At 66.8% G+C, this 20,802-nt stretch carries 21 protein-coding genes; 10 read left to right on the top strand and 11 right to left on the bottom strand.

Going from position 1 to position 20,802, the window contains the following annotated elements; genetic code table 11:
• Positions 1 to 2 precede the first annotated feature (2 nt).
• A complete protein-coding gene (locus OMP44_RS17560; RefSeq protein ID WP_158890323.1) occupies positions 3 to 632 on the top strand; it encodes a sarcosine oxidase subunit gamma in 630 nt (209 codons plus the stop codon).
• A gap of 98 nt (positions 633 to 730) precedes the next feature.
• A complete protein-coding gene (locus OMP44_RS17555; RefSeq protein WP_187980815.1) occupies positions 731 to 1,588 on the top strand; it encodes a formyltetrahydrofolate deformylase in 858 nt (285 codons plus the stop codon).
• A 310-nt stretch (positions 1,589 to 1,898) separates the two neighbouring features.
• On the opposite strand, the gene choV is transcribed toward OMP44_RS17555, so the two are convergent.
• The 4 genes from choV to choX form a co-directional block, all read right to left on the bottom strand.
• Positions 1,899 to 3,131 carry a choline ABC transporter ATP-binding protein gene (gene choV / locus OMP44_RS17550; RefSeq protein WP_187980816.1) on the bottom strand — a complete coding sequence of 411 codons (1,233 nt, stop codon included), beginning with the start codon at positions 3,129 to 3,131 and terminating at the stop codon, positions 1,899 to 1,901.
• A gap of 3 nt (positions 3,132 to 3,134) precedes the next feature.
• Positions 3,135 to 3,977 carry a choline ABC transporter permease subunit gene (gene choW, locus OMP44_RS17545; RefSeq protein WP_059316705.1) on the bottom strand — a complete coding sequence of 281 codons (843 nt, stop codon included), beginning with the start codon at positions 3,975 to 3,977 and terminating at the stop codon, positions 3,135 to 3,137.
• A 116-nt stretch (positions 3,978 to 4,093) separates the two neighbouring features.
• Positions 4,094 to 5,032 carry a choline ABC transporter substrate-binding protein gene (locus tag OMP44_RS17540; protein ID WP_017639238.1) on the bottom strand — a complete coding sequence of 313 codons (939 nt, stop codon included), beginning with the start codon at positions 5,030 to 5,032 and terminating at the stop codon, positions 4,094 to 4,096.
• A gap of 270 nt (positions 5,033 to 5,302) precedes the next feature.
• Positions 5,303 to 6,241 (bottom strand): choline ABC transporter substrate-binding protein, encoded by a 939-nt coding sequence (gene choX, locus OMP44_RS17535; RefSeq protein ID WP_187980817.1) that lies wholly within the window; start codon positions 6,239 to 6,241, stop codon positions 5,303 to 5,305.
• Between the two features lie 465 nt (positions 6,242 to 6,706).
• Between choX and gbdR the strand changes: the two genes are divergently transcribed.
• Positions 6,707 to 7,804, top strand: coding sequence for a choline metabolism transcriptional regulator GbdR (gbdR, locus tag OMP44_RS17530; protein ID WP_037006569.1), 1,098 nt, complete (start codon positions 6,707 to 6,709; stop codon positions 7,802 to 7,804).
• A 158-nt stretch (positions 7,805 to 7,962) separates the two neighbouring features.
• Here the strand turns inward: gbdR and OMP44_RS17525 are convergent, their stop codons facing one another.
• From OMP44_RS17525 to OMP44_RS17515, 3 genes are all read right to left on the bottom strand, one after another.
• The gene (locus OMP44_RS17525; protein WP_280310014.1) at positions 7,963 to 8,748 is read right to left on the bottom strand and encodes an N-acetylmuramoyl-L-alanine amidase; all 786 of its coding nucleotides are present in this window, start codon (positions 8,746 to 8,748) and stop codon (positions 7,963 to 7,965) included.
• 25 nt (positions 8,749 to 8,773) lie between these two features.
• The gene (locus OMP44_RS17520; RefSeq protein ID WP_280310012.1) at positions 8,774 to 10,561 is read right to left on the bottom strand and encodes a diguanylate cyclase; all 1,788 of its coding nucleotides are present in this window, start codon (positions 10,559 to 10,561) and stop codon (positions 8,774 to 8,776) included.
• 174 nt (positions 10,562 to 10,735) lie between these two features.
• The gene (locus OMP44_RS17515; protein ID WP_133860131.1) at positions 10,736 to 11,365 is read right to left on the bottom strand and encodes a thiol:disulfide interchange protein DsbA/DsbL; all 630 of its coding nucleotides are present in this window, start codon (positions 11,363 to 11,365) and stop codon (positions 10,736 to 10,738) included.
• Between the two features lie 201 nt (positions 11,366 to 11,566).
• Here OMP44_RS17515 and yihA point away from each other — a divergent pair, with 201 nt between their 5' ends.
• Positions 11,567 to 12,205 carry a ribosome biogenesis GTP-binding protein YihA/YsxC gene (gene yihA / locus OMP44_RS17510; RefSeq protein ID WP_187980820.1) on the top strand — a complete coding sequence of 213 codons (639 nt, stop codon included), beginning with the start codon at positions 11,567 to 11,569 and terminating at the stop codon, positions 12,203 to 12,205.
• A 189-nt stretch (positions 12,206 to 12,394) separates the two neighbouring features.
• Here yihA and argC read toward each other — a convergent pair whose 3' ends face one another.
• The gene (gene argC, locus OMP44_RS17505; protein WP_280310011.1) at positions 12,395 to 13,348 is read right to left on the bottom strand and encodes an N-acetyl-gamma-glutamyl-phosphate reductase; all 954 of its coding nucleotides are present in this window, start codon (positions 13,346 to 13,348) and stop codon (positions 12,395 to 12,397) included.
• A gap of 258 nt (positions 13,349 to 13,606) precedes the next feature.
• Here argC and OMP44_RS17500 point away from each other — a divergent pair, with 258 nt between their 5' ends.
• From OMP44_RS17500 to OMP44_RS17480, 5 genes are all read left to right on the top strand, one after another.
• The gene (locus tag OMP44_RS17500) at positions 13,607 to 13,816 is read left to right on the top strand and encodes a DUF1127 domain-containing protein (protein ID WP_187980822.1); all 210 of its coding nucleotides are present in this window, start codon (positions 13,607 to 13,609) and stop codon (positions 13,814 to 13,816) included.
• Positions 13,817 to 13,889: 73 nt separating this feature from the next.
• Positions 13,890 to 14,210 carry a DUF2388 domain-containing protein gene (locus OMP44_RS17495; RefSeq protein ID WP_007160027.1) on the top strand — a complete coding sequence of 107 codons (321 nt, stop codon included), beginning with the start codon at positions 13,890 to 13,892 and terminating at the stop codon, positions 14,208 to 14,210.
• Between the two features lie 100 nt (positions 14,211 to 14,310).
• Positions 14,311 to 14,610: a DUF2388 domain-containing protein gene (locus tag OMP44_RS17490; protein WP_280310006.1), complete on the top strand. Its 300-nt coding sequence runs from the start codon at positions 14,311 to 14,313 to the stop codon at positions 14,608 to 14,610.
• Between the two features lie 34 nt (positions 14,611 to 14,644).
• Positions 14,645 to 14,965 carry a DUF2388 domain-containing protein gene (locus OMP44_RS17485; protein ID WP_133860126.1) on the top strand — a complete coding sequence of 107 codons (321 nt, stop codon included), beginning with the start codon at positions 14,645 to 14,647 and terminating at the stop codon, positions 14,963 to 14,965.
• Positions 14,962 to 16,923, top strand: coding sequence for a DUF7844 domain-containing protein (locus OMP44_RS17480; RefSeq protein WP_431312662.1), 1,962 nt, complete (start codon positions 14,962 to 14,964; stop codon positions 16,921 to 16,923). Before OMP44_RS17485 ends, OMP44_RS17480 begins: the two co-directional genes overlap by 4 nt.
• A 107-nt stretch (positions 16,924 to 17,030) precedes the next feature.
• Here the strand turns inward: OMP44_RS17480 and OMP44_RS17475 are convergent, their stop codons facing one another.
• Entirely contained in the window at positions 17,031 to 18,491 is a 1,461-nt protein-coding gene (locus OMP44_RS17475; RefSeq protein WP_280310004.1) for a YdgA family protein, read from the bottom strand.
• A gap of 272 nt (positions 18,492 to 18,763) precedes the next feature.
• Between OMP44_RS17475 and OMP44_RS17470 the strand changes: the two genes are divergently transcribed.
• Positions 18,764 to 19,414, top strand: coding sequence for a nucleoside/nucleotide kinase family protein (locus tag OMP44_RS17470; protein ID WP_280310002.1), 651 nt, complete (start codon positions 18,764 to 18,766; stop codon positions 19,412 to 19,414).
• A gap of 55 nt (positions 19,415 to 19,469) precedes the next feature.
• On the opposite strand, the gene OMP44_RS17465 is transcribed toward OMP44_RS17470, so the two are convergent.
• Positions 19,470 to 20,003, bottom strand: coding sequence for a DUF924 family protein (locus OMP44_RS17465; protein ID WP_280310000.1), 534 nt, complete (start codon positions 20,001 to 20,003; stop codon positions 19,470 to 19,472).
• 39 nt (positions 20,004 to 20,042) lie between these two features.
• The gene (locus tag OMP44_RS17460) at positions 20,043 to 20,801 is read right to left on the bottom strand and encodes an SDR family oxidoreductase (protein WP_280309997.1); all 759 of its coding nucleotides are present in this window, start codon (positions 20,799 to 20,801) and stop codon (positions 20,043 to 20,045) included.
• Position 20,802 lies beyond the last annotated feature (1 nt).

Here is a 20,802-nt window from a genome sequence, read left to right as displayed (position 1 = left end):
CCATGAACAACATCAATGTCTACGACCAATACTCCGCCAAGGCGCGCGCCGAATCCCCGCTGTTCCACGCCGAGTTGAACAAGCTCGTCGGTCGCGGCCCGGCCACCGCCGGGGTGACCCTGCGCGAGCGGGCCCTGCTGGGGCACCTGGTGCTGCGTGGCGACGCCCATGACGAAGGCTTCACCGGCGCCGTGCAGAGCGTGGTCGGCCTGGAAGTGCCCGGTCCGCTGGCGATTACCCAGAAGGGCGAGAGCTCGCTGCAGTGGCTCGGCCCGGACGAGTGGCTGCTGGTGGTACCCGGTGGCAGCGAGTTCGCCACCGAGCAGGCCCTGCGCCAGGCCCTGGGCGAGCGCCATGTCGCCATCATCAATGTCGGTGGCGGCCAGACGCTGGTCGAGCTCAAGGGACCCAAGGTGCGTGAAGTGCTGATGAAGTCCACCTCCTACGACGTCCATCCGGACAACTTCCCGGTGGGCAAGGCCGTCGGGACGGTGTTCGCCAAGTCCCAGCTGGTGATCCGCCACACGGCGCCGGACACCTGGGAACTGGTGGTGCGCCGCAGCTTCGCCGACTACGTCTGGCTGTGGCTGCAGGACGCAAGCGCCGAGTACGGACTGCGCATCGAGGCCTGATCGGTCGCTGCGTTCAGACGCTCCATCGAACCCGACCTGCGTTGCGCGCAGGTCGGGTTTTGTGATTCTGGCTTCATCTCCATGCAAAGGAATTCATCATGAGCCGCACGCCCGATACCTGGATTCTCACCGCCCAGAGCCCGAGTCGCCTCGGCACCGTGGACGTGGTCACGCGTTATCTGTTCGAGCAAGGCTGCTATGTCACCCAGCACCACAGCTTCGACGATCGCGAAGCCCAGCGCTTCTTCATCCGGGTGGAATTCCAGGTACCCAGCGACTTCAACGAAGGCCTGTTCCGCGTCGGCCTGGACCTGCGCTTCACGCCCTTCGACATGACCTTCGAACTGACCCCGCCCGGCTATAGAGCCAAGGTCGCCATCATGGTCTCCAAGGCCGACCACTGCCTCAACGACCTGCTCTATCGCCAGCGCATCGGCCAGTTGCCCATGGACGTGGTGGCGGTGATCTCCAACCATCCGGATCTGGAGCCCCTGGCGGCCTGGCACGGCATTCCCTATCACCACTTCCCGCTGGATCCCCAGGACAAGCCGGCCCAGGAGGCCAGGGTCTGGCAGGTGCTGCAGGAGACCGGCGCCGAGCTGGTGATCCTCGCGCGCTACATGCAGGTGCTGTCGCCCGAGCTGTGCCGTCGCCTCGATGGCTGGGCGATCAACATCCACCATTCGCTGCTGCCAGGCTTCAAGGGCGCGCGGCCCTATCACCAGGCCTATGCCAAGGGCGTCAAGCTGGTGGGCGCCACGGCGCACTACATCAACAACGATCTGGACGAAGGCCCCATCATCGCCCAGGGCGTCGAGTCGGTGGACCACGCCCACTACGCCGAAGACCTGGTGGCCCGCGGCCGTGACATCGAGTGCCTGACCCTGGCGCGTGGGGTGGGCTATCACCTGGAGCGCCGCGTCTTCCTCAATGCCGGGCGGACGGTGGTGCTCTAGGCCTTTCCGCTACCTCTCCAGGCAGGCTGCGAGATCGCCAAGGCGCTCGCAGCCTGCCTGTCCTGCGCCACCTCGATCATCTTTCCTATCAGCTCAGCGGCGCCCATCGGGCGCTTGCTTAAAGACGCTCGCGCGTCCCTTGGCCGTACCAGACGAACAGCGTCAGGCTGGGTGATGGCCGGGATAGAGAGGTAGCTATGGATGAGGAGAGGGTGCCGGGAAGGGAGCCTGGCTGGCTCTGCCGGCGGGGCGAGCAGGAGGGCGGTACGCACCCGCCTCCGCAGGGAGAGGCGGGCGGCGGGCCAGGCGGTCAGCCCGCCTGGGACAGGGTCGAGCGGACCGCCGGCGGGACGACGTCTTCGCCGGCCTTTTCCAGATTCTTGCCCAGCAGGGCGTGGTAGAGCTCCTTGTCACCGAGGATGCCCACGGCGCGGCCGTCGGTCTCCAGCACCAGCTTGTGCCCGGTGTGGTAGCGGATCTCCAGGGCGTCGCGCATGCGGATATCGGCCGGCGCCAGGGTCGGCTGGCGCTGCAGGCTGGTGACCGGCATGCCCGGGGTCCAGCGTTGCAGGGCCAGGCTCTCGCCGCCGCGGCGCAGGGCCTTGACCGTCTGGTTTTCCAAGGCCAGCCAGATGTCGTGGCTGCGTTCCAGGCAGATCTCGTTGCCCTCGCGGCCGCACTTGTCCAGGCCGCGCATCAGACTGTAGCCGCTGAGCACGTTGAGCGGATTGGTGTGGGCGACGAAGGTGCGTACGTACTCGTCGGCCGGATTGAGCACGATGTCCTCGGGGCGGCCGTGCTGGATGATGCGGCCGTCCTTCATGATGGCGATGTTGGTGCCGATCTTGAGGGCTTCGTCGAGGTCGTGGCTGACGAAGACGATGGTCTTGTTGACCTTGGCCTGCAGCTGCAGCAGTTCGTCCTGCAGTTGCTGGCGGATCAGTGGATCGAGGGCGGAGAAGGGTTCGTCCATCAGCAGGATGTCGGCATCCATGGCCAGGGCGCGGGCCAGGCCGACGCGCTGCTGCATGCCGCCGGAGAGGGAGTCGGGCTTCTTGTTGCGCCACTGGGTCAGGCCGACCAGCTCCAGCTTCTCGTCCACCAGCTTCTTGCGCTCGGCGGCCGAGCGGCCCTGCATTTCCAGGCCGAAGCCGACGTTCTCGGCCACGGTCAGCCAGGGCATCAGCGCGAACTTCTGGAACACCATGGCGATGCGCGTGGTGCGCATGTCCTTGAGCACGGTAGGCGAGCAGTTGGCGATGTCCACCTCACTGCCTTTGTGCTCGATCAGCAGCTTGCCGCGGCTCACGGTGTTGAGGCCGTTGATGCAGCGCAGCAGGCTGGACTTGCCCGAGCCGGACAGGCCCATCAGCACGCAGATCTCGCCCTTCTGGACCTCCAGGCAGGCGTCCTCGACACCCAGCACCTGGCCGGTTTCCTGGAGGATCTCGCTGCGACCCTTGCCCTGGTCGAGCAGCTCCAGGGCACGCTTGTTCTGCTTGCCGAAGATGACGTCGACGTGTTCGAAACGTATGGCGGTCATGACTTATTTAACCTCGCGAGGGGCGGGTTGCTTGCACACCCGGTCGAGCAGGATGGCGATCAGGACGATGGACAGGCCGGCTTCGAAGCCCAGGGCGATGTCCGCGGTGTTGAGGGCGTTCACCACCGGCTTGCCGAGGCCGTCGGCGCCCACCAGGGCGGCGATCACCACCATGGACAGCGACAGCATGATGCACTGGGTGATACCGGCGCCGATGCTGGGCATGGCGTGGGGCAGCTCGATGCGGGTCAGCAGCTGCCAGCGCGAGCAGCCGAAGGCCTTGCCGGCGTCCATCAGCTCGGCGGGAACGTCCTGGATGCCCAGGCAGGTCAGGCGGATCGGCGCGGCCACGGCGAAGACCACCGTGGAAATCAGCCCGGGTACCACGCCCAGGCCGAACAGGGTCAGGGTCGGAATCAGATAGACGAAGGTGGGGACCGTCTGCATCAGGTCCAGGACCGGGCGCAGGCCGGTGTAGAACCAGGGCTTGTGCGCGGCGATGATGCCCAGCGGCACGCCCACGGCGATGCACACCAGGGTGGCGAAGACCACCTGGGCCAGGGTTTCCATGGTTTCCTGCCAGTACCCCAGGTTGAGGATCAGCAGCAGGGAGATGAGGGCGAAGATCACCAGGCCGATGCTGCGTTGCAGCAGATAGACCCCTACCGCGACCAGGGCAATGAAGGCCAGCGGGTTGAACCACATCAGGCCGGCGGTGAGGCCGTGGATGAGGCCGGACAGCACATCGGAGATCTTGTCGAAGACGCTGGCGCCATGCAGCGTCAGCCAGTCGATGAAATCGGCGATCTGCTGGCCGAGAGGGAGCTTGTGGTCGGTGATTAACATAACGGTGCCCGTCAGGTAGGAGTGGACAGGTCGAAGCACGAGAACCGCTGATTCGTGCTTCGGCTGTGGCAGTACCCGCCCGAACTGGCGCGGGACAGTCGAATGTTAGTGTTCGCTCAGGGGGCCAGGGCGGTCTTCGCCGCCTCCAGCGCAGGCTTGCCATCGCGGGTGGTCACGCCGGCCAGCCACTGGTCGAGCACCTGCGGATGCGCCTTGAGCCAGGCCTTGGCGGCGGCGCTCGCGGCTTGTTTTTCGTTGAGAACCTTGTCCATCAGCTGGTTTTCCATGTCCAGGGTGAAGGACAGGTTGGTCAGCAGCTTGCCCACGTTGGGGCATTCCTGGACGTAGCCCTTGCGGACGTTGGTGTAGATGGTGGCGCCGCCATAGTTGGGACCGAAGACGTCGTCGCCGCCCTGGAGATAGGCCATCTTGAAGCGGGTGTTCATCGGATGGGGTTCCCAGCCGAGGAAGACCACCCACTGCTGGCGCCGCTCGGCGCGCTGAATCTGCGACAGCATCCCGGCCTCGCTGGACTCCACCAGCTTGAACTTGCCGAGGTCGAAGGTGTTCTTGTCGATCATGCCCTGGATCAGGCGATTGCCATCGTTGCCCGGCTCGATGCCGTAGATCTTGCCGTCGAACTTGTCGGCGTTCTTGGCGATGTCGGCGAAGCTCTTGACCCCGGCGTCATAGACGTACTGGGGGACGGCCAGGGTGTACTTGGCGCCCTCCAGGTTGGCGCGCACGGTCTCGACGCTGCCATTGTCGGCATAGGGCTTGATGTCCGCCGCCATGCTCGGCATCCAGTTGCCGAGGAAGACGTCGATGTCCTTGTTCTGCAGGGACTTGTAGGTAACCGGTACGGAGATCATGTTGGTCGTGGTCTGGTAGCCGAGGGCGTGCAGCACCTCGCTGGTCACGGCCGTGGTCACGGTGATGTCGGTCCAGCCGACGTCAGCAAAGCGCACCTTGGCACAGGAAGCCGGCTCGGCCGCCTGAACAGCGAGCGGCGCCAGCAGGGCGGCACTCAAGAGCCAACGGGAACAACCTTTCATGGACACATCTCCTTGCGTTTGGCGGGGTACCTTTCGGTGCGCCCCACGTGTATTTATCTGTAACCCATCCCCCCAGGCTCGCCTACCGCCTGCGTCGCTACCAGTGTACGCGGCGTCGTAACCAGAAGCGGAAATGTCGTATCCAGCGTGAGCCCCAGGGCACGTCCGCGTCCGGCGCGCGGCGGCCGAGCGAGAGAGGCGGGCAGTTGCGCCCTGCGCCGCGGCGGCCCGCTACCCAGAGGTGTCGGCGACGGTTGGAGCGCTCGCGAATCAGTTGGCCAGACTGGCCTTCACCGCGGCGGTGCCCGGCGCGCCGCTGAGGGTGGCGACACCCTTGAGCCAGGCGTCGAGCCGTTCGGGATTGCGCTTGAGCCAGTTGCGCACGGCGCGGCGCGGATTGTCCTTTTCGTTGAGCACCCGATCCATCAGCTGGTTCTCCATGTCCAGGGAAAACTCCAGGTTGCCCAGCAGCCGGGCCACGTTGGGACACTGCTGGGCATAGCCCTTGCGCACCACCGTGTAGACCGTCGCCCCGCCCTGGTTCGGCCCGAAGTAGTCATCGCCGCCGTCGAGGTAGGCCAGCTTGTGCCGGACGTTCATCGGATGGGGTTCCCAGCCGAGAAAGACGATCCACTGGTGGTCCAGCAGCTCCTTCATCCGCACCTGGGTCAGCATGCCCTGTTCGCTGGATTCGTCGAGCCTGAAGTCGCCCAGGCCGAAGGCGTTGCTGGCGATCATCTTCTTGACCAGGGCGTTGCCGTCGTTGCCGGGCTCGATGCCGTAGAGGGTGTGGTCGAAACGGTCGGCGAAGCGGGCGATGTCGGCGACGTTCTTCACCCCGGCGTCATAGACGTACTGGGGCACTGCCAGGGTGTAGCGGGCGCCTTGCAGGTTGGCGTGCAGGCGTTCGACCGCCCCCGCATCGACCAGCGGCTGGCTGAGCTTGGCCTGCGCCGGCATCCAGTTGCCGAGAAAGACATCGGCCTCGCCCGCGGCCAGGGCGTCGTAGGTCTGCGGCAGGGACAGGCGCAGCACCTCGGTCTCGTAACCGAGGGCGCTGAGCAGATAGCGGGCCGTGGCGTTGGTGATATTGAGATCCGACCAGCCGACATCGGCCAGGCGCACCTGCTGACAACTCTCGGCCTCGCCCGCCTGCACGGTCGAGCTCAGCAACAGACCGGACAACCACAGCGCTTGGAAGATTTTCATCCTGAACTCCAGGGTTCGCGAAGGGAAGGGCCCGGGCCACTGCACGTACCGGTCCGTCTGGCCCGGGCCTTGGTGGCTTTTCGCCACAAGTAGCCAGAAGGGCGACAGACGGTTGAAACGCCTGACCTACAACCGTGCCCACTGAGTCGCCATGCCACATTTTGGCGCGCGTCGGTTACGCCCTGGTGTTACCGATGGAATACATCTGGCGAAGTGCCATCGGCAAAAGGTCGGTCTCGGACCTGAAAGGTCGCAAATAAAAACCCTAGCTAATCAACGCCATTGAGCGCTGCTGAATGGGTTATTCGCCCCAGACAGCTTGCCCGTGTCGGGGTTCACCCATTTACGGCATGGGAATTGCGACATGACTTATGCGTCCGCGACACATCTTTCGCCCAACGTTGTCCGCCGCACCTCATTAGAGCCCAGCCAAGGGCCCCAGCCTGCGTGAAGGAGATTCAAACCATGTCGCCCATTCCCACCTCGTCACAGGCCCGTGCGATCCAGTCCATCGGCTTTCTGCTGCTGGACAACTTCACGCTCATTTCCCTGGCGTCGGTGGTGGAGCCGCTGCGCATGGCCAACCAGCTGTCGGGTCGGGAACTCTATCGCTGGTGCACCCTAAGTCTGGACGGTCGTCCGGTGCGCGCCAGCGATGGCCTGCAGATCACCCCGGACAGCGCCGTGAGCGCCGCCCCGGTGATGGACATGGTGATCGTCTGCGGCGGCGTGGGCATCCAGCGCAGCGTGTCCCGCGAGCATTGCACCTGGCTGCAGAGCCAGGCGCGCCAGGGCCGCAAGCTGGGCGCGGTCTGTACCGGCAGCTGGGCCCTGGCCCGGGCCGGCCTGCTCGACGGCTACGACTGCAGCGTGCACTGGGAAACCCTGGCGGCCCTGCAGGAAGCCTATCCACGCGTGGTGCTCAGCACCCGGCTATTCACCATCGATCGCAATCGCTGCACCGCTTCGGGCGGTACCGCGCCGATGGACATGATGCTGCACCTGATCGGTCGCGAGCATGGCCGCGAGCTGTCGGCGGCGATCTCGGAAATGTTCATCTACGAACGCATCCGCAACGAGCAGGATCATCAGCGCGTCCCGCTCAAGCACATGCTGGGCACCAATCAGCCCAAGCTGCAGGAAATCGTGGCGCTGATGGAGGCCAACCTCGAAGAGCCCATCGACCTCGACGAACTAGCGGTCTATGTGGACGTGTCCCGGCGCCAGCTAGAACGCCTGTTCCAGAAGTACCTGCATTGCTCGCCGTCGCGCTACTACCTCAAGCTGCGGCTGATCCGCGCCCGGCAGCTGCTCAAGCAGACCACCCTGTCGATCATCGAGGTGGCCTCGGTGTGCGGCTTCGTCTCCACCCCGCACTTCTCCAAGTGCTACCGCGAATACTTCGGCATCCCGCCGCGCGACGAGCGCCAGGGTCCGACCATCCAGCAGCCCATCGCGCTGATGCCGCTGTCCCAGGAACTGTCGCTGATGCCGGCCTCGTCCGCGCTGGCGGCCCTGAGTCAGGCTCAGGGCGAATCCACCTTCGCCAGTGTGCGGCTGTAAGCCGCCTCCGGCCGCCTAGGTTCTGTACGAAAAGTCGCCGAGCGACGGTCAGGCAAGGCGAAAAACGCTGAGGAAGCGGAGTTTACGAGCGGTAAATGAGCATTCCGAAGCGTTTTTCAACGAAGCATCACCGAGCGTAGGCATTTTTCGTACAGAAACTAGCGACTGCTGGGCAGGCTGAGTAGTAGCGCTGCCGTCTGCAAGTCCGGCTGGCCATCGAAACGGCCCGGCCGGTACTTCATCTGGAAGGCGCCGATGACGTCGCGGGTAGCGGCATCGAGCACGCCAGTGCGCGGTACCGCATAACCGATCCGCGCCAGTTGATCCTGGAACCAGGCCGGCGGCGGCAGCACGCCGCCCAGGCTGGTCTGGCGCTGGGCGACCACCGCCGGATCCGGCCAGTTGATCAAGCCTGCTGCGGCCAGCCGCGCCCAGGGAAACAGCGGCCCCGGGTCCTGCTTGCGCCCCGGGGCGATGTCGCTGTGGCCGACGATGGCGCGGCGATCCAGGCCGTGGCGCTGCTCGATGTCCTTGAGCAGCGGAATCAGCGCCTTGATCTGGGCTTCGCTGAAGGGATACCACTGGCGCCCGGCCGGGGTGTCGCGAAAGCCCAGGTTGACCATCTCGATGCCGATGGAGGTGGAGTTGAGCCAGGTGCGGCCTTCCCATTCGCTCACGCCGGCGTGCCAGGCACGGCGATTCTCGTCCACCAGGCGATAGATGGTGCCATCGGTGTCGATCAGGTAGTGGGCGCTGACGCCGGCCTGGGTCAGCAGCTTGAGCGACTGCTGGGAGCCGGCCGCGGTGTAGTGCAGCACGATGTACTGCACCCGGCTGTCCTGATCGCGGGCGGTATAGTCGTCATTGATGCGCGGACCGCTGGAGCAGCCGGCCAGGAGCAGGCCGCAGAGCAGCCAGGGAAGGAGCTTGAAGGGCTTTCGCACGATTACCTCGCGAACGTGGAAGGGGTCAGGCCACGTCCAGGCGATCGCGTCCGGCGCGCTTGGCGCGGTAGAGCGCCTGGTCGGCACGCTCGAATACGGTATCGGCATCCTCGCCCGGCGCAAAGGCCGCGAGACCAGCGGACAGGGTGATCACCACCCGTTCGCCCTTGAAATGGAAGGGGCAGGCGGCGACCGCGGCGCGTAGCTGCTCGATCAGGGTGACCCCGCCGGCGACCGGCGTGGCGCCCAGCAGCATGACGAATTCCTCGCCGCCGAAGCGGGCGATGAAGTCGGTCTTGCGCAGGCGGCGCTGCAATTCGCTGGCGATGATCTTGAGCACCTTGTCACCAGCCAGGTGGCCGTAGCCGTCGTTGATGCGCTTGAACAGATCGACGTCGAGCACCGCCAGCAGCAGGTCGCCGCCATGGCGTTGCCAGCGGGCCACCTCCAGCTCCAGGCGCTCGCTCCAGGCGGCGCGATTGGGCAGGCCGGTGAGGGGGTCGCGGAGGGCCTTCTGCCGTTGTTCTTCCAGATGGCCGCGATACTGCTGGGCCTCGCGCTCCATGCCGGCGACGCGCTCGGTGAGGGCGCTGAGTCTTTCGCTGGCTTCCTGCTCGCGGGTCTCGCGTTGGCTCTGCTGGTCGGCCAGGCTGGTCAGCAGGCCTTCCAGGCGGCTGTCCAGCGACAGCTTGAGGCTGTCCAGGTCCGTCGCCTCCTGCACCTCGCTCTGCAATTCGCTGACCTGGCCGCGCAGAGCGTCGCCAAAGGCGCGCTCCTGGGTCTGGCCGTCCTGACGCCCGGCGTGGACGTCCTGCAGACCGGTCTGGAAGGCGGCGAGACGCTCATTGAGGCGGCGCAGGTAGAGCTGGAATTCGCTCTGCCCGGAATGGTTGAGGGCCAGCACCAGCACCGACAGGTCATCGAGCACGGGTACCAATTCGTACCAGTTCAGGCTGCCCTGGATGCGTTGGCGCAGGTGTTCGGCCTGGGGCTTGTGGCTGTCCGGCAGCGCCAGGTCGTCGAGCAGCCGCAGCAGGGTGGCTTCCAGATGCGGCGCTATGGCGCTGTAGCCGGGCTCGGGCACCGCGGGCAGGGCATAGGCCGGATCGGCCTGGACTGCCTGGGTCTCTGCTGAGAGCTCAGGCCGCGCGGCGGGCAGACCTTCGACCGGCAGCGGCGGCGGTTCGGGTGTCGCCGGCGCTTCCACCGCTGGCGCAGCGGCTGTCGCCGGCGAGGCGTCTTCTACTGGCGGACTCGACGTCGCCGTCGGCGCCTCTTCCGCGGTCTCGCCACGACCACCCAGCAGGCGCTGCAGGAAGCCGGCGCGGGCGGGCTGTTCAGTGTGCAGCTGACTCAGGGCCTGTTGCTGCAGACGACTGAATTCGCCGAGCAGCGCGGGCAGTTCCCCCGGTTGGTCGGCAGCGGCCTGGGCGCGCTTGGCAAAGCCCTTGAGCGCCTTGCGCTGGTCGCGCGGCAATTCCAGGGTCTGCAGCAACCGGCAGAGTTCGGCGAAGGCCTCGGCCACCTGGCGCGCGCGCAATTCCCGGCGCTGCTCGGAGTCGAGCACGGTGCGTTCCAGGCGCGGGATCAGCTTGGCGAGATCGGCGTCGCTGTCGTCACGGCGGAGGATGTCGCGCAATTCGACCAGGCAGGCGTCCACCGCCGCGTCGTTGCCTTCGGCGGCCAGGCTGCTGCGCACGAGGCCTCGACGCACCAGGTCCAGGCGGTTTTCCCACCGGCTTTCCAGGCGCTCGAGATTCTCGAGGCTCTCCAGGTATTTGCTTTTCCAGCGTTCGACGTCCGCGCGCTCCATCCGCCCGCTCCAGAGGCTTGAGGGTGGCCAGCAGGCAGGCGCGACAAGGCGGCCAGCCCACTTGATAGTCGCTAGGGTATCGGCGGTTACGGGGAAAGTTTGAGCAGGACGACCGGAGGCCGCTTGAGAGGGACGAGCTGAAGAGCCGCCGCGGGGCGCGGCGGCGGGTGACGCTTACTTGGCGGCGCGTTCTTTCTGAATCAGGAAGTCGGCGACCTTCAGGGTCTCGTCCGGGCCACCCGAAGAGCCCAGGTCGAAGCGGTACTTGCCATTGACCACCATGGTCGGCACACCGGTGATCTGGTAGGCCATGGCCAGCTTCTTGTCCTTTTCCACCTGCCCCTTCACGGCGAAGGAGTTGTAGGTGCTGAGGAATTTTTCCCGATCCACGCCCTGGGTGGCGAGGAAGTCGGCCATCTCCTCGGGGGTGGCCAGCTTCTTGTGCTCCTTGTGGATGGCAGCGAAGACGGCGTCATGCACCTTGGCTTCCACGCCCATGGCTTCCAGGGTCACGAACAGCTGACCGTGGACGTTCCAGATGCCGCCGAACATGGCCGGCACGCGCTTGAAGGAGACGTCGTCGGGGAGCTTCTTGGACCAGGCGTTGAGCGTGGGCTCGAAGGCGTAGCAGTGCGGGCAGCCGTACCAGAACAGCTCAACCACTTCGATCTTGCCGGGTTCGGACACCGGAACCGGACTGCTCAGTTCGGTGTACTGCTTGCCGGCCTGGATGTCGTCGGCATGGGCGGCCGCGCCGAACAGACTGGCGGCGGCGAACACGGCGGAGAAAAGCAGGTTGCGCATGGGACTACTCCTGGAAGAAGGCACGCCCACCAACCGGGCATGACGGATTGCGGGCATTGTAGCCGGGTGCATCGCCGCGCCTAGTCGCCGCAGCGCCCGAGGCCGGCCATGTTCAGGCTTCGTTCAGGTTACCAGGGGCGCGGCTCTCGCCCGGCGCATCCGATATACTGCTGGCTTTGCCGCGCGCTCGCGAGTACCCCCATGTCCAGCTTCAAGAATCCCATCGTCGGTCTGTGCCAGCAGGCGTCCTTTCTCATCAGCGCCGCCAAGGTCGATCAGTGCCCGTTCGACAACGGTCGCGAAGTGGCCTTCGCCGGTCGCTCCAATGCCGGCAAGTCCAGTGCGCTGAACACCCTGACCCACGCCAACCTGGCGCGTACCTCGAAGACGCCCGGGCGTACCCAACTGCTCAACTTCTTCACCCTCGACGACGAGCGGCGCCTGGTGGACCTGCCCGGCTACGGCTACGCCAAGGTGCCGATCCCGCTCAAGCAGCACTGGCAGGAGCACCTGGAGGCCTATCTGAGCAGCCGCAATTCGCTCAGCGGCGTGGTGCTGATGATGGATATCCGCCATCCGCTGACCGAATTCGATCGCCTGATGCTGGACTGGGCCCAGGCCAGTTCCATGCCGCTGCACATCCTGCTGACCAAGGCCGACAAGCTGGCCTTCGGTGCCCAGAAGAATGCCCTGCTCAAGGTGCAGCGCGACGTGCGCCAGGGCTGGGGCGATACCGCCAGCATCCAGCTGTTCTCGGCGCCCAAGCGCCAGGGGATAGAGGATGCCCAGCGCGTGCTGGCCAGCTGGCTGGGCCTCGACGAGCCCGCCGCCGAGGCATAAAAAAACTCCGGACTTCCATCGGGGGAGGGGAGAAGTCCGGAGTTCAAGACTGGACCGCCAAAGCAGGGGTCCAGCATCTGCCAACACTAAACAGCAAAGGAGCAGAACGGTTATCCGAACCGTTCAGCAATTCAGACGGGGCGCCTTGAGAAAGGTTCGCCCCGCCAGGGAAGAAAGCCGGCGCCCTGACTAGCGGCCGCTGGCGAGCCCCAGACCCTCGTCGGTGCCCAGGTGCACGTTCATGCACTGGACCGCCGCGCCCGCCGCGCCCTTGCCCAGATTGTCCAGCCGCGCCACCAGCGTCATCCGCTCGGCATTGCCGAAGGCGAAGAGATCGGCGCGGTTGGTGTCGTTGCTGGCCTGGACGTCGAAGAAGCCATTGTCCAGTTCCTCCTCGGCGGCCACCGGGGCCACGCGAATGAAGGCTTCGCCGTCATAGTGACGGGCCAGCGCCGCCTGCAGGTCGGCGGCAGTGGTACCCGGGCGCAGCTGGCTGGCGTGCAGCGGAATGGTCACCGCCAGACCCTTGAGGAAGGGGCCGACGATGGGGCTGAACACCGGCGCGGCGGCCAGGCCGCTCTGCACGCGCATTTCCGGCAGGTGCTTGTGGCCCTGGCCCATGGCATAGGGACGCGGACTCAGCAGGCGGGCGTCGCCGCCGGCTTCGTACGCGGCGATCATCTGCTTGCCGCCACCGCTGTAGCCGGTCAGGGAAAAGGCCGACAGCGGGGTATCGGGAGCCAGCAGGCCCGCGTCCACCAGCGGCCGGGCCAGCAGGATGAAGCCGGTGGCGTGGCAGCCGGGATTGGCGATGCGCTTGCTGGCGCGCAGCGCCTCGCGCTGACCGGGCGCCAGTTCCGGCAGGCCGTAGGTCCAGCTGCTGTCGGTGCGGAAGGCGGTGCTGGCGTCGATGATGCAGGTGTTGGGATTGGTCACCAGGCTCACCGCTTCGCGGGAGGCGGCATCGGGCAGGCAGAGAAAGGCCACATCGGCGGCATTGAGGAAGCGCGCGCGCTCGGCCGGGTCCTTGCGCTTGCTCTCGTCGATGCGCAGCAGTTCGATGTCCGAACGGCCGGTCAGGTAGTCCAGCAGACGCAGGCCGGTGGTGCCTTCCTGGCCGTCGACGAAAACTTTGAAGCTCATGGCGGTGCCTCTCGCGGATGGGCGCTGAAAGCCTCGATTGTAGCGATTCACGCCGACCAGGGGTACGTCGCGGCAGGAGATACAGTTCGCTCCCGATGAACCGGTGCAGAGTGGCGTCGCAGAGCGATCACCACGGGCATGTTCAGTACAGATAGACCTGCTATGAAGTTGTACGGGTACAGTATTCTCTGGCTGTAAGTGGTCTGCCTGCGCCGTACGGATGAAGCTTGAGGCTCCCTTGCTGCGCTGGAGATCGCCATGGACAGCCGGTCACTGCTTACCTCACCCACAGAATCATCGGGTTTTCGCTGCCGCTTTCACCCACTGCTCGCGCTGCTGGTCCGCTGGCACCGGCGCCTCGTCACACGCCGGCAGTTGCAGCGCCTGGACGCTCGCGCCTTGGCCGACCTGGGGCTGAATCTCGCCGATCAGTACCGGGAAGGCGGCAAACCCTTCTGGCGGGAGTGAAAATCTGCCTCGGGATGCGACTTCCTCGGGCTGGCGGTAGTCTCAGTCAGGCCTATCCAGACGGGAGTCCCCCATGAAAACCCTGCACCTGGGCGCCGCCGCGGCGCTGTTCTGCCTGTCCACCGCCGCCTCCGCGTCGAGCTTTTATGTCACCACCGACATCATCGTCAACGCCATCGATGCGACCTCGGACACCACCTCGTCCATCACCGGCTCCTTCAAGAACGACAAGCTGGTCCAGGAAGCCCGTGACGATGCGGCCACCTACGTCGGCAGCGCCGGCGACATCCGCGGCGTGCGCCTGGAAGCGGCGCTGGACCACCTGCGCAGCCAGGCGCCCGAACTGCGTCAGGCCAGCGATGACCAACTGGCCCAGGCGATTCTCGCCATCTGACGCGCAACACCGCGATACCCCCCGTACCCCGTGGCTGCTAGCCCGGAACGGGGGGCTGCGTTAGCCTTGGCGACCATCTGCCACCGGAGGGTCGCCATCCATGTATATCCGTCGTTCTGCCGCGCTGTTGCTCGGTCTCTGTCTTGCCACGCCGGTCCTGGCGTTCGACTCCACCACCGAGGGTCTGGTGAAGACCATCTATGGCACCAGCCAGATCACCACGGCGCCGTTCCAGAACAAGCTGGTCCTGGCAGCGCATGACGATGCCGCAGCCTTCGTTGCTACCGATGGCGCCCTGCGCGGCGCCCAGCTGGAGGAAACCTTCCGCGCCCTGCGCGCAGCCGATCCGGCGCTGCAGGCTTCCGACCGGGAACTCGCCGCGGCGATTCTGAGTCAGTAGTCCGTTTCAATTCCGTGACATCCCTGGAGTATCCATGCGCCGTTCCCTGCTTATCGCCGCTGCCCTGACCCTGGGCGTTTCGAGCCTGGCTCAGGCCCAGACCCTGGTGGCCACCAGTAACATCGTGGTGCGGGCGCTGCAGCGCAGCATCGACTTCACCTCCGACACCACCACCTCCATCCGCGACGCCAAGATGATCCAGGCCGCGCGTGGTGATGCCGCCAGCTTTGTCGCCAGCGACGGTGACATCCGTGGCGTCCAGCTGGAAGAAGCCTTCCGCAGCCTGCGCGACCAGTTCCCGGCCGCGCGCCAGGCCAACGACCTGCAGCTGGCCCAGGCCATCCTGGCGCTGTGAACAACCGCGCCGGCCGGCTGCGGCAGTGGCTGGTCGGCCTCGCGGCCGGCCTGGCCCTCGGCGGGGCCCAGGCCGCCCTGCACCTCGAACTCGATACCCAGGGCCTGACGCCCGCGCAGATCCAGGCCACCCAGCAGTTGCTGGATGAGGCCCAGGTGTTGCTGCCACCCAAATTCAAGGCGGCGCTGGACGAGCGCATTCCGGTGCGCTGGAGCAGCGAGCTACTGGAAGAAGCCTATGGCGAGGCGGATCGGCGCAACCTGCTGCTCAATCGTCGCCTGCTGCCCAGTCTGGTGGACGGCAGCGATACCCGCATCCAGACCGGTCGCCCCCACGGCACCCAGCACCGCGAACTGCTGGCCACGGTGCTGCACGAGCTGACCCACTTCTATGACCGCGAGCGCGTCTGGACGCCCGAGCAGCGCCAGCTGATCCTCTCCTGCGGCGGCCTGGGGCTGACCTCCGACCAGCTGCCGCTGAAATGCCAGGGCCAGGCCGGGCGCAGCTATACGCTGTCCGACGATCCGCGGCTGCTGGACCTGGCCGGCTGGCAGGTGAAGACGCGCAAGCACGGCAATCGCGAGTCGAAGAATCTCTTCATCGCGCGCAGTCCCGATCTCTATGAAGTCACCAACCCGAAGGAATTCGTGGCGGTGAACATGGAGTACTTTCTGCTCGACCCAAGCTACGCCTGCCGGCGGCCGGCGCTGCAGCGCTACTTCGCCGAGCACTTCGGCTGGTCGCCGGCGCACGATGCCTGTCCGGGGCGCTATCCCTATCTCAACGCCGGCAACGACTTCGGCGAGGCGCCCCTGGGCTGGCTCGATCCGGAGCGGGTCTATGCGGTCGACTACCTGCTGGCCGAGGGCAACGAGCAGGTCATGAGCCGCTGGGGCCACAGCATGCTGCGCCTGGTGGTCTGCGCCCCTGGCCGGCCGCGCGGCCCGGATTGCCGACTGGACCTGCAATACCATCTGGTGCTGTCGTTCCGCGCCTTCGTCAACGACGTCCAGCTCTCCAGCTGGCGCGGCCTGACCGGTTCCTACCCGTCGCGGCTGTTCGTGCTGCCGCTGGCCCAGGTGGTGGACGAGTACACCAAGGTGGAGCTGCGCGGCCTGCAATCCGTGCCGCTCAAGCTGACCCGTCCGGAGATCGCCGACTTCCTCGAACGGACCGCCCAGGTGCACTGGAGCTATGACGGCCAGTACTACTTCGTCACCAACAACTGCGCGGTGGAGACCTTCAAGCTGCTGCACGACGGGGTACCGCGCCTGGCCGACGCCCAGCTCGATGTCATCACCCCGACGGGTCTGATGGATGCCTTGAGGTTCAAGGACCTGGTGGACACCTCGGTACTCGACGATCCGCGCGAGGCCTTGCGGCTGGGCTATCGCTTCGACAGTTTCCGCGAGCGCTTCCAGGCCATGTTCAAGGTGGCCCGGGAGCGCCTCAAGCTGCCCCAGGCGGACGTCGAGGCCTGGCTGGCGCTGACCCCGCAGCAGCGCCGCGAGCAATTCCAGCGCGCCGACCTGCGCGCCAGCGCCGCCTTGCTGCTGCTGGAGCAGGCGGCCTATCGCCGGGCGCTGCTGCAGGCGCAGACCGAGCTCAAGGATCGCTACCTGGGTGAGGACGCGGTGGACAAGGCACGCTTCGGCAAGGCCGGTGGCGCCCTGGAGCAGATCCTCAAGGACAGCGGCTACCTGAGTCGTCCGGCCGAGTTGCTCGGCACTGATGGCTACGGCCTGCCGCAACCGGGCGAGTGGGAACAGCTGACCGCCGAGAGTCAGAAGCGCCAGGCGCACCTGCGCAGTCTCAGGGACACCCTCAACAACGAGGTCCGCCAGTTGCTCTCGCCGCAGGCGCGCGATGGCCTGGATCTGACCGAAGCCAACCTGGATCTGCTCGGCAAGCACCTGCGCGAGCTGAACAAGGCCAGCGGCGGGTTGGAGTTGAAGTAGGGCGGTCGGGACGTTGTTGGGCTTCGCTGCGCTCAACCCGACCTACGGACCTGCGTAGGTTGGGTTGAGACGGCGCCATCATCGAAGCTCAACAGCCCCGGCATCCGCTAGCGCTTCGGCGCCTTGCCCTGGGGTTTGCCGGGTGCCGCGGGTTGCGGGCGTTCCAGCAGGGCCAGCAGCTGTTCCGGCGGGACTTCCTGGCCGTTGAGCAACAGCCGCCCGGCGCTGTAATTCAGGGTAGCCACCAGATCCTCGCCTTCGGCCTTGAGCAGGCCGCTGTTGAGGCCGATGCCGGCCAGGGCTTCGGCGGTGGCCTGGGCCTGTTGCTGCATGGCCGGCTGGCTGCGCTGGGCGCCCGCCTGGAACAGGACGCCATCCACCAGGCTGCCCCGCGCCACCGACAGGCGCGCCTCGAGACCTGCCAGCAACTGGGCCGCGAGTTGCTCCGGTGGCAGATCGTAGGTCGCCGGCTTGGCCAGGGTCAGGTCCAGGCGCAGGCGGTTGCTGCCGCCGGGGGTGTCGAGACGCAGCTCGTCCACCACCAACTGGGGACGCGCGGCGAGCACATCGCCGAGATGCTGCTGCAGGGTCGCCTGGGTGGTGGGATCGAGACCCTGCTCGGTATCCAGCTGCAGGTGCTGCAGCAGCGCATTGAGCTGAGCCAGGGCCGGGCTGTCGAGATTGCTGTAGTGACTGCGCAGGGTCGCCTTGCCCAGGGTCTGGCCGGCGATATCGAGCTGGCCGAGGCTGGCGTTGAGCGTGCCCGCCAGCTGCTGGCCCTGTTGTTGGGTGTCGCCCTGAAGCTGCAGATCCCGCAACTCGACCGCGGGCTTGCCGGGCATGGACAGCAGCAGGCGGCCGAGGCGCAGCTGACCCGGGCCGAGCCAGAAGCCATCGGCATTGCGGCGATTGTCGCCGGTCAAGGCGAAGCCTTCGGTCTCCAGCTTGGCCCAGCCCTCCGGCGTGCGCACATTGAGGCTGAATTGGCCGACCGTGCTGTCCAGGCGCAGTCGGCTGGCCTCCATGTCGGTAGCGAAGGTGGCAGTCAGGCCGGAGAAGGCCACCGCGCCCTGGGGCTGGTCCAGGTGCAGGGCGGCGAGGGTCAGACCGCCGTCCACCGTGCGGTCGTAGCCCAGGGTGGCGTCGAGCCGCACGGGTTCGGCGCCCTTGGCCAGGGTGAAGAGATCGGCGGTGAGCGGCGTGCGCGCGAGGGTGAAGCGGTTGACCGCCATGACCGGCGCCAGCTGCAGGGATTTGAGGCGGGTCAGGGGGAAGGGACCGTGCTGGATGTCGTCGAGCACTCGCAGCACTTCCACGGGCGGGCGGTCCTCGGCCTGCACGCTCAGGCTGAAGGTGGCGGTGCTGCTGAAGACACCGCGCTGCAGCTCGACCAGTTGCAGCTGCAAGGGGTACTCGGGCAGTTGCGCCTGCAGGGCCAGCTGGGCCTGGCTCGCGGCCTGGCGCAATTCGCCTTCCAGCCGGGTACCGGTGTACCAGGCGCCGCCCACGGCGGTACCGACGACCACCAGGGTCACGCCGGCGAGGGTGGTAAGTAGCGGTTTCTTCATGGCGACCAAATCCCTTTGTATGAGGCACACGGCGGCGCGCGGCCGATTGGAAGCGGAGTGTACGAGAGCGCCGGGTGGATGCCGAGGGGGAGAGGCCGGGATCGGCTCGCCGGGCCGCAGACTGTGATGGCTTTCCGGCGACGTCGGCGCCGAGTCGACGACCGCGGCGGTGGGTGCTAGCGTGCCGCGATCCCCACTGCCGGAACCTCCGCCATGACCGCTTTCCCGTGCCTGCCTGCCGTTTCCATCCGTTCACTGCCGGGGGTGCCGGCATGAGCAGTCAGCGTCCGGTCGATGGCCTGCAACTTCCCGCCGAACTCCTGGCCCGCGCCGAGGCGCTGCTGGCCCAGGGTGGACGTCGCCTGCTGGGCATCGCGGGCACTCCGGGCGCGGGCAAGTCGACCGTGGCCGAGTTGCTGGCGGCGGCGCTCGGCGAGCGTGCCGTGGTGGTGCCCATGGACGGCTATCACCTGGCCAATCGCGAGCTGGCGCGTCTGGATCGCGCGCAACGCAAGGGCGCGCCGGACACCTTCGATGCACGCGGCTATCGCGCCCTGCTGCAGCGGCTGAAGACGCCGGTGGCTGGGGAGACCGTCTATGCGCCGCTGTTCAATCGCGAGATCGAAGAGCCCATCGCCAATGCCATTCCGGTCCACGCCGACACCCAGCTGGTGATCAGCGAGGGCAACTACCTGCTGCTGACGCAGGCGCCCTGGAGCGATGTCGCCGAGGTGTTCGACGAGTGCTGGTACGTGCGCGTCGATCCCGCGGAGCGTCGCGAGCGGCTGGTCGCCCGCCACATGCATTTCGGCCGCAGCCGCGCGGACGCCGAGGCCTGGGTGGAAAGCACCGACGAGCCCAATGCGCGACTGATCGACGGCGATCGGGCGCGGGCGGATCTGGTGGTGGAGTGGCGGGGCTAGGGCACCGGGGACCCGGCTCCGCCTGCGTGTCGCCCGGGGCGCCCTGAAGGGCGGGTCAGAAACCCCCGCCGGCATCCAGCCAGGCCTGTTCCTCCGGCGTATTGAGCCGCCCCAGCGCCCGGTTGCGGTGCGGGAAGCGACCGAAGCGGGCGATCACCTCCAGGTGGGCCTCGGCATAGCGCCGGTAGTGCTCGATGCCCAGGTCCTCGAACAAGGCGAGCGAGCGCTGCTGATCGGCCAGGACTTCGGAGTGCTCGAACGGCAGATAGAAAAAGGCGCGCAACTCGGCTTCGACCTGCTGATCCAGACCGGCGTCGAGCGCCTGTCGCGCCTGTTGCAGGGCCAGGCCGTCGGTGGCGAAGGCGTGGCCGCTGTGGCGGAAGACGTTGCGCGGGATCTGGTCGAGCAGCAGGCACAGGGCCAGGGCGCCTTCGGCACCTTCGATCCAGTCATCGCACTCACGGCGGCTGGCAGCGAAGTGCAAGGCCTCGAAACGCGCGCGGCACTCGGCGTCGAAGGCAGGGCCGCCATTAAACCACTGGCGCCGGCCGGCGGCGCGCCAGAAGGAGACGACTTCGGCTGGATTCATTGCTTGCTCCCTGTCTGATCGGGTTCCACGTGGAACCCCTCAGCCCCGGCCCACATAGGGCATCTTGGTCGCCATCACCGTGAGGGTCTGGACGTTGGCGTCCAGCGGCAGGCTGGCCATGTAGCGGACAGCATTGGCGACGTGCCTGACGTCCATGCGCGGCTCCACGGCGGTGCTGCCATCGGCCTGGAGCACACCGTTGGCCATGCGCTCGGTCATCTCGGTGGCGGCGTTGCCGATATCGATCTGGCCGCAGGCGATATCGAAGGCGCGGCCGTCGAGGGCCAGGGCCTTGGTCAGCCCGGCCACGGCGTGCTTGGTGGCGGTGTAGGGCGCGCTGAAGGGCCTGGGCGTGTGCGCCGAGATGGAGCCGTTGTTGATGATGCGTCCGCCACGGGGTGTCTGCGCGCGCATCAGGGCGAAGGCCGCGCGGCTGCAGAGAAAGACGCCGGTGAGGTTGGTGTTGACCGCCCGGTGCCAGGCGTCCAGTTCCAGCTCGTCGATGGGGACCGCCGGGGCACCGACGCCGGCATTGTTGAACAGCAGGTCCAGGCGGCCGTAGGTGTCGCGGATGCGGGCGAACAGCGCCTCGACGCTGGCGGCATCGGTGACGTCGCAGGGTACCGCCAGGGCTTCGCCGCCCTGTTGCCGGGCTTCTTCGGCAAGGGCCTCCAGGGGTTCGGCACGGCGGGCGGCAAGGACCACGCGGAAGCCGTCCTGCAGCAGGCCGAGGGCGACAGCGCGGCCGATGCCCTGGGAGGCACCAGTGACGAGGGCGATGGGGTGGGCGGTGGTCATG

The organism is Pseudomonas flavocrustae (assembly GCF_029872515.1).
In the GTDB taxonomy this organism is placed as follows: domain Bacteria; phylum Pseudomonadota; class Gammaproteobacteria; order Pseudomonadales; family Pseudomonadaceae; genus Chryseomonas; species Chryseomonas aestiva.
Note: the sequence above shows the minus strand (reverse complement) of the source record. Positions and strands in the feature narration are given on the sequence as shown.

Bases quoted from the DNA above. Each gene is read 5' to 3' on its own strand.
- OMP44_RS17515 (WP_133860131.1), bottom strand. From the start codon at position 11,365: ATGCGCAACCTGCTTTTCTCCGCCGTGTTCGCCGCCGCCAGTCTGTTC.
- gbdR (WP_037006569.1), top strand. From the start codon at position 6,707: ATGTCGCCCATTCCCACCTCGTCACAGGCCCGTGCGATCCAGTCCATC.
- OMP44_RS17500 (WP_187980822.1), top strand. From the start codon at position 13,607: ATGGACAGCCGGTCACTGCTTACCTCACCCACAGAATCATCGGGTTTT.
- OMP44_RS17520 (WP_280310012.1), bottom strand. From the start codon at position 10,561: ATGGAGCGCGCGGACGTCGAACGCTGGAAAAGCAAATACCTGGAGAGC.
- choX (WP_187980817.1), bottom strand. From the start codon at position 6,241: ATGAAAATCTTCCAAGCGCTGTGGTTGTCCGGTCTGTTGCTGAGCTCG.
- OMP44_RS17495 (WP_007160027.1), top strand. From the start codon at position 13,890: ATGAAAACCCTGCACCTGGGCGCCGCCGCGGCGCTGTTCTGCCTGTCC.
- OMP44_RS17465 (WP_280310000.1), bottom strand. From the start codon at position 20,003: ATGAATCCAGCCGAAGTCGTCTCCTTCTGGCGCGCCGCCGGCCGGCGC.
- OMP44_RS17490 (WP_280310006.1), top strand. From the start codon at position 14,311: ATGTATATCCGTCGTTCTGCCGCGCTGTTGCTCGGTCTCTGTCTTGCC.
- choW (WP_059316705.1), bottom strand. From the start codon at position 3,977: ATGTTAATCACCGACCACAAGCTCCCTCTCGGCCAGCAGATCGCCGAT.
- OMP44_RS17460 (WP_280309997.1), bottom strand. From the start codon at position 20,801: ATGACCACCGCCCACCCCATCGCCCTCGTCACTGGTGCCTCCCAGGGC.
- argC (WP_280310011.1), bottom strand. From the start codon at position 13,348: ATGAGCTTCAAAGTTTTCGTCGACGGCCAGGAAGGCACCACCGGCCTG.
- OMP44_RS17470 (WP_280310002.1), top strand. From the start codon at position 18,764: ATGAGCAGTCAGCGTCCGGTCGATGGCCTGCAACTTCCCGCCGAACTC.
- OMP44_RS17555 (WP_187980815.1), top strand. From the start codon at position 731: ATGAGCCGCACGCCCGATACCTGGATTCTCACCGCCCAGAGCCCGAGT.
- OMP44_RS17540 (WP_017639238.1), bottom strand. From the start codon at position 5,032: ATGAAAGGTTGTTCCCGTTGGCTCTTGAGTGCCGCCCTGCTGGCGCCG.
- OMP44_RS17485 (WP_133860126.1), top strand. From the start codon at position 14,645: ATGCGCCGTTCCCTGCTTATCGCCGCTGCCCTGACCCTGGGCGTTTCG.
- yihA (WP_187980820.1), top strand. From the start codon at position 11,567: ATGTCCAGCTTCAAGAATCCCATCGTCGGTCTGTGCCAGCAGGCGTCC.
- OMP44_RS17560 (WP_158890323.1), top strand. From the start codon at position 3: ATGAACAACATCAATGTCTACGACCAATACTCCGCCAAGGCGCGCGCC.
- OMP44_RS17475 (WP_280310004.1), bottom strand. From the start codon at position 18,491: ATGAAGAAACCGCTACTTACCACCCTCGCCGGCGTGACCCTGGTGGTC.
- choV (WP_187980816.1), bottom strand. From the start codon at position 3,131: ATGACCGCCATACGTTTCGAACACGTCGACGTCATCTTCGGCAAGCAG.